The sequence below is a fragment of the Nonomuraea sp. NPDC049714 genome (assembly GCF_044465295.1).
Classification (GTDB): Bacteria; Actinomycetota; Actinomycetes; order Streptosporangiales; family Streptosporangiaceae; genus Nonomuraea.
This window is the reverse complement of the sequence record NZ_JBITLM010000021.1, coordinates 114,370-123,623: the sequence shown is the minus strand read 5'-3', so window position 1 is coordinate 123,623 and position 9,254 is coordinate 114,370. Positions and strand designations below refer to the sequence as shown.

At 69.1% G+C, this 9,254-nt stretch carries 5 protein-coding genes and 1 pseudogene; 3 read left to right on the top strand and 3 right to left on the bottom strand.

The window, feature by feature from the left end; genetic code table 11:
• The first annotated feature begins 430 nt into the window (after positions 1–430).
• Together ACIBQX_RS48220 and mgrA are read left to right on the top strand one after the other, a co-directional pair.
• Positions 431–2,494, top strand: a complete 2,064-nt coding sequence (locus tag ACIBQX_RS48220) for a S9 family peptidase (RefSeq protein ID WP_397017115.1) — start codon at positions 431–433, stop codon at positions 2,492–2,494.
• On the top strand, positions 2,491–3,477 hold the full coding sequence (gene mgrA / locus ACIBQX_RS48215; RefSeq protein ID WP_397017114.1) for an L-glyceraldehyde 3-phosphate reductase: 987 nt from the start codon (positions 2,491–2,493) through the stop codon (positions 3,475–3,477). The genes ACIBQX_RS48220 and mgrA overlap by 4 nt, the downstream gene beginning before the upstream one ends.
• 6 nt (positions 3,478–3,483) lie before the next feature.
• On the opposite strand, the gene ACIBQX_RS48210 is transcribed toward mgrA, so the two are convergent.
• A complete protein-coding gene (locus ACIBQX_RS48210) occupies positions 3,484–5,859 on the bottom strand; it encodes a YbhN family protein (RefSeq protein WP_397017112.1) in 2,376 nt (791 codons plus the stop codon).
• 272 nt (positions 5,860–6,131) lie between these two features.
• On the opposite strand from ACIBQX_RS48210, the gene ACIBQX_RS48205 reads away from it, so the two are divergent.
• Positions 6,132–8,147, top strand: coding sequence for a molybdopterin-dependent oxidoreductase (locus ACIBQX_RS48205; RefSeq protein ID WP_397017110.1), 2,016 nt, complete (start codon positions 6,132–6,134; stop codon positions 8,145–8,147).
• Here the strand turns inward: ACIBQX_RS48205 and ACIBQX_RS48200 are convergent.
• Together ACIBQX_RS48200 and ACIBQX_RS48195 are read right to left on the bottom strand one after the other, a co-directional pair.
• The gene (locus ACIBQX_RS48200) at positions 8,134–8,532 is read right to left on the bottom strand and encodes a GNAT family N-acetyltransferase (RefSeq protein ID WP_397017121.1); all 399 of its coding nucleotides are present in this window, start codon (positions 8,530–8,532) and stop codon (positions 8,134–8,136) included. The two genes, ACIBQX_RS48205 and ACIBQX_RS48200, sit on opposite strands and share 14 nt — an antisense overlap.
• 114 nt (positions 8,533–8,646) lie before the next feature.
• A pseudogene (locus tag ACIBQX_RS48195) lies at positions 8,647–9,057 on the bottom strand (GNAT family N-acetyltransferase); the annotation flags it as partial.
• Positions 9,058–9,254: the final 197 nt, after the last annotated feature.

Genomic DNA, 9,254 nt, shown 5'->3' with positions numbered 1-9,254 from the left:
GGCTTTTAACACACTGTTGAGTTCTCAAGAAACGGACGCGTACATCCCCACACCATCTGATCTCTCAGACCGAGCAGCGGAGGCGCTCATTTCGTGTTTCTGTTATGTCTTAATCCTGTCAGCCGTTCAAGCCTCTGTCAAATTGACCGGACTCGCTCGACCTGCAGGAATAACCACTGCCCCGCCTCCGGGACAACCCCTCTAACTTACCAGCCCTCAGACGGTTCTGCGAACCGATCTTCGGAGTGTCGAGCCAGAAGGAGTTACCGTCACGGCTGCGCAGCCCACACCAAAGTCACCTGAGTGAGAGAGAGTGGTTGCGCCGCACTGCGTCGGCTTCTAAAGATTAGCAGCGCCCCAGGACCGCTCGTGACGGCTTCCGGAACGCGGCAGGCCACGAATCGATCACGGCCGAACATAGACTCCCCCCGTGAGCAGCAACACGCCCCCTGTGGCGAAGAAGGTTCCGGCTGAGCGCACCCATCACGGCGACACCGTGATCGACGAGTACGCGTGGCTTACCAACAAAGAAGATCCGGACACGATCGCTTATCTGGAGGCGGAGAACGCCTTTCTCAAGGAGCGGACCGCGCATCTGGCCGATCTCCAGGAACAGGTCTTCCAGGAGATCAAGGGCCGCACTCAGGAGACCGATCTGTCGGTGCCGAGCCGTAAAGGCGGTTGGTGGTACTTCAGCCGCACCGAAGAGGGCAAGCAGTACGCCATCTCCTGCCGGGTGCCGGCCGACGGGGACGCTCCGCCGGAGATCACGGTCGGTGAGCGGCTGGAGCACGAGCAGGTCATCCTGGACGGCAACGAGCTCGCGGGTGACAGTCCGTTCTTCTCCGTGGGCACCAGCTCCATCACCCCTGACGGCACGATGCTGGCCTACTCCACCGACTTCACCGGCGACGAGCGCTTCACGTTGCGGTTCAAGAACCTGACGACGGGTGAGCAGCTGCCGGACGTGATCGAGGGCATCTTCTACGGCGGCGCCTGGTCCGCCGACGGCTCGGTGTTCTTCTACACGCGCGTGGACGACGCCTGGCGCCCGTTCCAGGTCTACCGGCACACCCTCGGCACCGAGGAGGACGTGCTCGTCTACGAGGAGACCGACGAGCGCTACTGGGTGGGCATCGGCCTGACCCGCAGCGAGCGTTACCTGGTGCTCGGCGCCGGCAGCAAGATCACCAGTGAGGTCAGCATCCTGGACGCCGCCGACCCCACGGGCGAGTTCCAGGTGGTGCGCCCCAGGAAGACCGGGGTCGAGTACGGCGTCGAGCACGCGGGCGACTTCTTCTATGTCCTGCACAACGACGGCGCCCGCAACTTCGAGCTCGCCACCGCCCCGCTCGACGACCCCAGCGCGTGGACGCCGCTGATCGAGCACCGGGACGACACCCGCCTGCTGGAGATCGACGCGTTCGCCGGCCACGCGGTCGTCCACTTCCGCCGCGACGGCCTCACCGGCCTGCGGGTGCTGCCGTACGAGGACCAGCCCGCGTACGAGATCGACTTCCCCGAGACGCTCTACGACGTCGGACCGGCCGGCAACCCGGAGTTCGTCACCAACCGGCTCAGGCTCGCCTACACCAGCATGGTCACCCCGGCCAGCCTGTACGACTACGACCTGGCCACCCACGAGCTCATCCTGCTGAAGCGCAAGCCGGTGCTCGGCGGCTACGACCCGGGCGACTACGAGCAGTTCCGCGAGTGGGCCACGGCCGAGGACGGCACCGAGATCCCCATCTCGATCGTCAAGCGCAAGGACGCCGGCAGGCCGGCCCCGACGGTCCTGTACGGCTACGGCAGCTACGAGACCTCCATCGACCCGGGCTTCTCGGTGCCCAGGCTCTCCCTGCTCGACCGTGGTTTCGTCTTCGCGGTGGCGCACGTGCGCGGCGGCGGCGAGATGGGCAGGCGCTGGTACGACGAGGGCAAGCTCACCCAGAAGAAGAACACCTTCACCGACTTCGTCGCGGCGGCCCGGCATCTGAAGCGCTCGGGCTGGAGCTCGGAGGTGATCGCCAGGGGCGGGTCCGCCGGCGGGCTGCTGATGGGCGCGGCGGTGAACCTGGCGCCGGAGGAGTTCGCGGGCGTGGTGGCCGAGGTGCCGTTCGTCGACGCGCTCAACACCATCCTCGACCCGTCGCTGCCGCTCACCGTGATCGAATGGGACGAGTGGGGCGACCCTCTGCACAACGCGGACGTGTACGCGTACATGAAGAGCTACACACCGTACGAGAACGTGGACGACCGGGCGTATCCGCCGATTCTTGCGATCACCAGCCTGAACGACACCCGGGTGATGTACCACGAGCCCGCCAAGTGGATCGCCAGGCTGCGGGCCACCGCGCACGGTGGGCCGTTCCTGCTCAAGACGGAGATGGGAGCGGGACACGGCGGGCGCAGCGGGCGTTACGACGCCTGGCGTGAGGAGGCGTTCGCCCTTTCCTGGATCATCGAGCGCGGCACGAAGGGAACAACGGCATGACTTATCAGGCAGACGAGGCCCGCTACGAGCGGCAGCCGTACAACCGCAGCGGCAGGAGCGGGCTGAAGCTGCCCGCCGTTTCGCTGGGGCTGTGGCACAACTTCGGCGACGACCGCCCGCTGGAGAACTCCCGGGCGATCCTGCGGCGGGCGTTCGACCTCGGGGTGACGCACTTCGACCTGGCCAACAACTACGGGGTGCCGTACGGGTCGGCGGAGCGCACCTTCGGGCGGATCTTCCAGCAGGACTTCGCCCCCTACCGGGACGAGCTGGTCATCTCCAGCAAGGCGGGCTACGACATGTGGCCCGGCCCGTACGGCGAGTGGGGCTCGCGCAAGTACCTGCTGGCCAGTCTGGACCAGTCGCTGGAGCGGATGGGGCTGGAGTACGTCGACGTCTTCTACAGCCACCGGCCGGATCCGGAGACTCCGCTGGAGGAGACGATGGGGGCGCTGGACCGGGCCGTGCGCTCGGGCAAGGCGCTGTACGCGGGGATCTCCAACTATTCGGCGGAGCAGACCACGCAGGCGGCCAGGATCATGCGGGAGCTGGGCACGCCGCTGCTCATCCACCAGCCGTCCTACTCGATGATCAACCGCTGGATCGAGGGCGGGCTGCTGGACGCGCTGGAGGAGGCGGGCATGGGCTGCATCGTGTACTCGCCGCTGGCGCAGGGGCTGCTGACCGACCGCTACCTGAAGGGGGTGCCTGCGGACTCGCGGGCGGCCACCAGCAGGTTCCTCACCGAGGACCGGATCGACCGCGACCTGGCCCGCGGGCTCGACGAGATCGCCAGGGGCAGGGGGCAGACGCTGGCCCAGATGGCGCTGTCGTGGACGCTGCGGGACCCGCGGGTGACGAGTGTGCTGATCGGCGCCAGCAGCGTGCGGCAGCTTGAGGACAACGTGGCGTGCGTGGACGGCCCGGCCTTCACCGAGGACGAGCTCAAGGCGGTGGACGAGATCACGGGGACGGCTGCGTAACCCAGGTCAGAGGGCCTCGTTGCGCTGCAGGTAGGTGAAGGCCGCCCAGCCGGGCAGCACCGGCAGCCAGAAGGTGAGCAGCCGGTGCAGCAGCACGGCGGAGGTGGCCAGCTCGGCGGGCACCCCCGCCACGGTCAGCCCCAGCGTGAGCGCGTACTCGACCGCGCCCAGGCCACCCGGTGTGGGCGCGGCCGAGCCGATGGCGTTGGCCGTGAGGTAGACGACCGCGACGGTGGTGAAGTCGATGGTGCCGCCGAAGGCCCGGACGCAGGCGTACAGGCAGACCACGAACGCGATCGTGATCATGAGGGTGCCGATCGAGCCCTCGATCAGCTTGCGCGGCGATTGCAGCACGTCCAGCAGCCGCGGCAGCACGTTGGAGAACAGCCGGTGCGTCCGGCTGGTGATCATCCTGCGCAGCGGCGGCACCCCGAACAGCACCACGATCAGCAGGGCGACGGCCAGCATCACCACCACCAGGCCCCGTGAGGGCGTGAAGGTGGTGGCGGTGTTGGAGCCGGTGATGTAGGCGAACAGCAGCAGCAGCGCGATGTGGAAGACCATCATGATGAACTGCGAGGCGCCGACGCTGGTGACCGCCAGGCCGGCGGAGATGCCGCGTTTCTGCAGGTAACGGGTGTTGATGGCGACGCCGCCGACCGCGGCGGGCGCCACCAGCTTGACGAACGACGCGGCGAACTGGACGAGCACCGTCCGCCAGAGCGGCAGGACCTCGGGCACGAATCCCCTGAGCATCAGCGCCGCGGCCCAGAAGCTGACGAACGAGGCCATCAGCGCCACCCCGGACCAGCCCCAGTTGGCGGTGGTGATCACCCGCATCACGTCGACCTGGCTGACCTGGGAGAGCAGGAAGTAGGCCGCCAGGGTGCTGACGATGATGGTCACGAGCGTGCGCGGTTTGAACCGTTCGAGGCGGATCTCCTCGATCGTGCCCTGCGGTTTGAGCGCCACGATCTGCTCGCGGATGCCGGCGAGCAGGTTCTTCTGCTTCGCCAGCGCCGAGCGGGTCTCCCGGGTCAGCGCGATGCGCTGGAGCAGCGGCATCGCGGTGGCGAGCGAGTCGGACCCCATGATCGCGGCGGCGCTGCCGACGGACCGCTCCGCGCCGACGCGCAGCGCCAGGTAGGTGAGGAGCTGGGCGATGTCCAGCCGGAGCAGCAGGTCTCCGGCCGCGATCTCGCCGCTGCGGGCATCGGTCAGTACGACCCGTCCGGCCCGGTCGAGGTGGATGCCGTCGCCGGTCAGCCTCCGGTGCGCGAGCCGCTGGATCTGCAGCAGGGAGACCTGCTCCCAGATCTGCGCGAGCACGTCGTCGGTGATCTCGTCGTCGGGCACCTCGTCGAGCGGCCTGGTGTCGATGTGCTCGTAGGCGAGCAGGGCCGCCTCGGTGCCGATCTCGCTGGTGCCGATCAGGCGGGGGGTGCTGGCGCCGGCCGCCTGCGCGGCGTAGGCCATCAGCGCCTCGCGCTCCAGCTCGGCGCGCAGCGACCTGATGGCCCTGCGCCTGGTCTCGGAGTGCAGCCGGAAGCGCCGCCACAGACGGTAGGGCAGGCCGGCCACCTGGCGGTCGCGGTCGAGCACGGTGACGTCGAGGGTGGTGCCGTCGGCCAGCCCGATGGCGTAGCGGCGGCTGCCCTGGTGGTCGTCGTCGATGCGGCGGGCCGACACCGGGGAGAACGAGAGCTTGCGCAGCGCCGACACCACGGCGTTGCCCGGCGGCCTGGTGTTGGGGCTGCCGACGCCGTACAGGGTGGCGTAGCCCATGGCCATGCCGACCAGGACCGCGACGACGGCGCCGGGCAGGGTGATCTGCCTGCCGGAGTAGAGGGCGAGGATGTCGAGGGCGATCACGGTCCACATGAGCGCGCGCCAGGTCGGCCGGCGGGAGATGCGGACCGCGGTGGTGTAGGCGATGACCGAGATGAGCAGGGTGTTGAGCGGCTCGATCGAGCGGCCGCCGGTCAGCAGCTGGGTCAGGTCGTCGACGTGGCCGGCGAGCAGCCACTGGCCGATCAGGAAGGAGCCGACCATGCCGATGATGGCGGCGATCAGCCCTTCGGCGACGCGCAGGCCGTCGCGGTGGAAGACGCGCTCGACGGCGAAGGCGACGGGCACGATGAGCACGGCGGCGCCACCGACGAAGGTGGCGATCCGGCTGAGCAGGGGCACCAGCGTGGTGCCCTCCGTGACGTCCATCTCCAGGCCGTACAGCGTCTGCTTGGCGACCAGGGCGAGCAGGATCACCGCGGTGAGCGTGAGCAGGGTGGCCAGCAGGCGCAGGAGGTCGGAGGGGCGGCGCAGGCGCTGCGGGAGCAGCGGCTCGACTACGTAGACGTCCGCGTCAGCGCGCGCTGAGTCCACGGTGGGATCCTCCTTCGCGAGGTCCTCCGCGTCTTCGCGTTCTCTGATTTCGGCCACCGACAGCGATTCTGCACCTTCCCGGCCAGACCATCCGATCCCTGGACATCGGCATCCCGGATCGTCACCCCGGGTCCGGACGCGGTTGACCTGCCCATCCCCAGGCGATTCAAAGCGGTTGGCAGGCTACACGGTGGGACGCCAACCCTTCACCTCTGATTTCTACCGTGCACACGCCTCTGGCGCGCTGATCGAGCCGACATAAACTGACGCCCATGTCGGGCGAATTGAGAGTTTTGGGGGCTTGTCCGCTGGACTGCCCGGATACCTGCTCCTGGGTGGTCAACGTCGAGGACGGCCGGCCGGTCAGCATGCGCGGCAACCCGGACCACCCCTATACGCGTGGCGCTCTCTGCGTGAAGGTCAATCGCTATCTGGAGCAGACCCGCGCGCCCGACCGCATCCTGCACCCGATGCGCCGCGTCGGTCCCAAGGGCTCCGGCCGGTTCGAGCGGATCAGCTGGGAGGAGGCGCTGGAGGAGATCTCGGTACGGCTGCGCGGCATCGTCGAGGAGCACGGCGGCCAGGCGATCTGGCCCTACCTCGGCACCGGCACGCTGGGATACCTCCAGGGCTGCGAGGGCGTGGCCGGACGCCGGTTCTGGAACACGCTCGGCGCCTCCAAGCACTGGCTGAACATCTGCTCGGCGGCGGGCAACAGCGGCCTGCGGCTGACCAACGGCAGCGCGGGCGGCATGGACCCGGAGAACTTCGCGCTGGCCGGGCTCATCCTCCTCTGGGGCACGAACCCGCTCACCAGCGGGCACCACTTCTGGAAGTTCGTCCAGGAGGCCAAGGCGAACGGCGCGTACGTGGTGGCCATCGACCCGATCCGCACCCGTACGGCCGACCAGGCGGACCAGCATCTGGCGATCCGGCCGGGCACGGACGCGGCGCTCGCCCTCGGCCTGCTGAACGTGGTGCTGGCGGAGGGCACGCAGGACGAGGAGTTCCTGGCCCGGCACACGGAGGGCTGGGAGGACTTCCGCGAGGAGATCCTCAGATATCCGGTCGAGACGGTGGCGGAGATCACCGGCATCCCGGCCGAGGACATCCACAGCCTGGGGATGCGGCTCGCGCACACCCGGCCCACCGCCATCCGCGCCACCATGGGCATCCAGCGGAACGAGGGCGGCGGCACGACGATGCGCACGATCGCCGCGATCCCCGGCGTGACCGGCGACTGGCGTCACCCCGGCGGCGGGGTGTCCTACTCCACCAGCGACCACGTGCACGTCGCCATCGACACCCGCGAGGACCTGCTGCCCGCGCCGGTCCGCACGCTGACGATGACCCGGCTGGCCTCGGAGCTCGCCAAGCCGGACTCGGTCAAGTGCCTGTGGGTGTACGCCGCCAACCCCGTCGGCTCGACCGCCGACAGCAACCGGATCAGGAAGCAGCTCGAACGCGAAGACCTGTTCACGGTCGTCATGGAGCAGTTCCCCACGGACACGGTCGACTACGCCGACATCGTGCTGCCCGCCACCATGCAGACCGAGCACATGGACCTGCACGCCGGCTACGGACACCTCTACCTGCTGTGGAACGAGCCCGCGGCACAGCCGCCCGGCGAGTGCCTGTCCACCACGGAGACCTTCCGCCGCCTGGCCGCGCACATGGGGATGACCGAGCCGTCGCTGTTCGACTCCGATCTGGAGCTGGCCGAGAGCCTGCTGTCCAGTGGTCATCCCTCGCTCGACGGCATCACGGTCGACCGGCTGCGCAAGGAGGGATGGGTGCGGATGAACTACCCCGAACCCTTCGCGCCGTTCGCCGACGGCTTCCCGACCGAGTCCGGCCGGCTGCGCTTCCCGCCGTCAGGCAAGGCGTACGTTCCGTCGCTGTCCGCTCGTACGCGCGGCGCGGGACCGTACCCGCTGACCCTGATCACTCCCGCGCCGCACATGTTCCTGAACACGACCTTCGGCAACAATCCGGAGCTGCGGCGGCGGGCCAAGGATCCGGTGGTGCTGGTCAACCCGGCCGACGCCGAGGAGCGCGGGCTGAGCGGCGGGCAGCGGGTGCGGGTGCACAACGCGGGCGGCGCGTTCCTGGCCGACGTGGAGGTCAGCGACCGGGTGGCGCGCGGCGTGGTGGCCGCGCCCAAGGGCCACTGGCCCAAGCTGACCCCCGGCGGCGCCAACCCGAACGCGGTCGTCGAGGAGCGCCAGGCCGACCTGGGCAGGGGCGCGGTCTACCACGACAATCTGGTCGAGATCAGCCCAGCTTGAGCTTGTAGCCCTCGTGCGAGGCGGTGAAGCCGAGGGAGGCGTAAAAGCGGTGCGCGTCAGTGCGGGACTTGTCGGAGGTGAGCTGCACCATCGCGCAGCCGCGCGCCCTGGCCCGGTCCACGGCCCACTGGATCATCCTGCGCCCCAGGCCCTGGCCACGGGCGGCGGCCGCCACCCGGACCGCCTCGATCTGGCAGCGCTCGGCGCCCAGGCGGGACAGGCCGGCCAGGTAGCTGAGCTGCATCGTGCCGATCACCTTGCCGTCGCGCTCGGCGACGATCAGCTCGTCGTAGGGGTCGGCGTCGATCCTGTCGAAGGCGGCCAGGTAGCGCTCGTCGCCCGGATCGCCCTCACGCTCGGCGCCGAGCGGGTCGTCGGCCAGCATCGCGACGATCGCCGGCACGTCCTGCCTGCGCGCCTGCCGGAAGAGGAGCGACAGGACGTAGTGGGACTCCGTGAGGTGCGGATGGGACGGCAGGGCCATGGTCCTGCCGCTGGGGGTGAAGCCCTTGCGGGCGTAGAGGGCCCTGGCGTCCTCGTTCTGGTCGACGGCCCAGAGCTCGACCTCCTCCGCGCCGTACTCACGGGCCCAGTCGACGGTGGCGTCCACCAGGCGCGCGCCGACGCCCTCTCCCCTGGCCTCCGGGGCGACCCACATGGCCAGCAGGTGCATCCGCCCCTCTTCGGCCTTGCCACAGACCAGCCCCACGTCTGCCCCGTCGGCCGTGGCCACCATCCACCGCGACTCCGGATTTTTCAGCCTTTCGGCCCATTTGTCGGGCAGGAAGGGGCTTTCTCTCTCGTACGACGACCCGAACGCCTCAGGCGCGTCCCGGAGCGCCCGCAACCGGATCGCCCGCAGCCGCTCCCCGTCGTCCGGCCCGAGCCGCTCGATCACGATGTCTCGCATGGACAAATCATGTCAGGGACGAACTAAAGGACCATCCCCCTACCCGGCGAAGTCCTCTACGGCGACATCCAGGTCTACGACGTGTCGTGGGTGGGGCAGCGCGACCCGATCCCGGTGCGCACCCTGCCCAGCACCCGCAGGCGGCTCTGAGCGCGACTACCCCGGGGTTGAAATCAGGGTCTGTCCCCGATGTGGTC

Excerpts from the sequence above, each read along its gene's own strand:
- ACIBQX_RS48200 (WP_397017121.1), bottom strand. The coding sequence starts at position 8,532 with ATGCTGGCCGACGACCCGCTCGGCGCCGAGCGTGAGGGCGATCCGGGC.
- mgrA (WP_397017114.1), top strand. The coding sequence starts at position 2,491 with ATGACTTATCAGGCAGACGAGGCCCGCTACGAGCGGCAGCCGTACAAC.
- ACIBQX_RS48205 (WP_397017110.1), top strand. The coding sequence starts at position 6,132 with ATGTCGGGCGAATTGAGAGTTTTGGGGGCTTGTCCGCTGGACTGCCCG.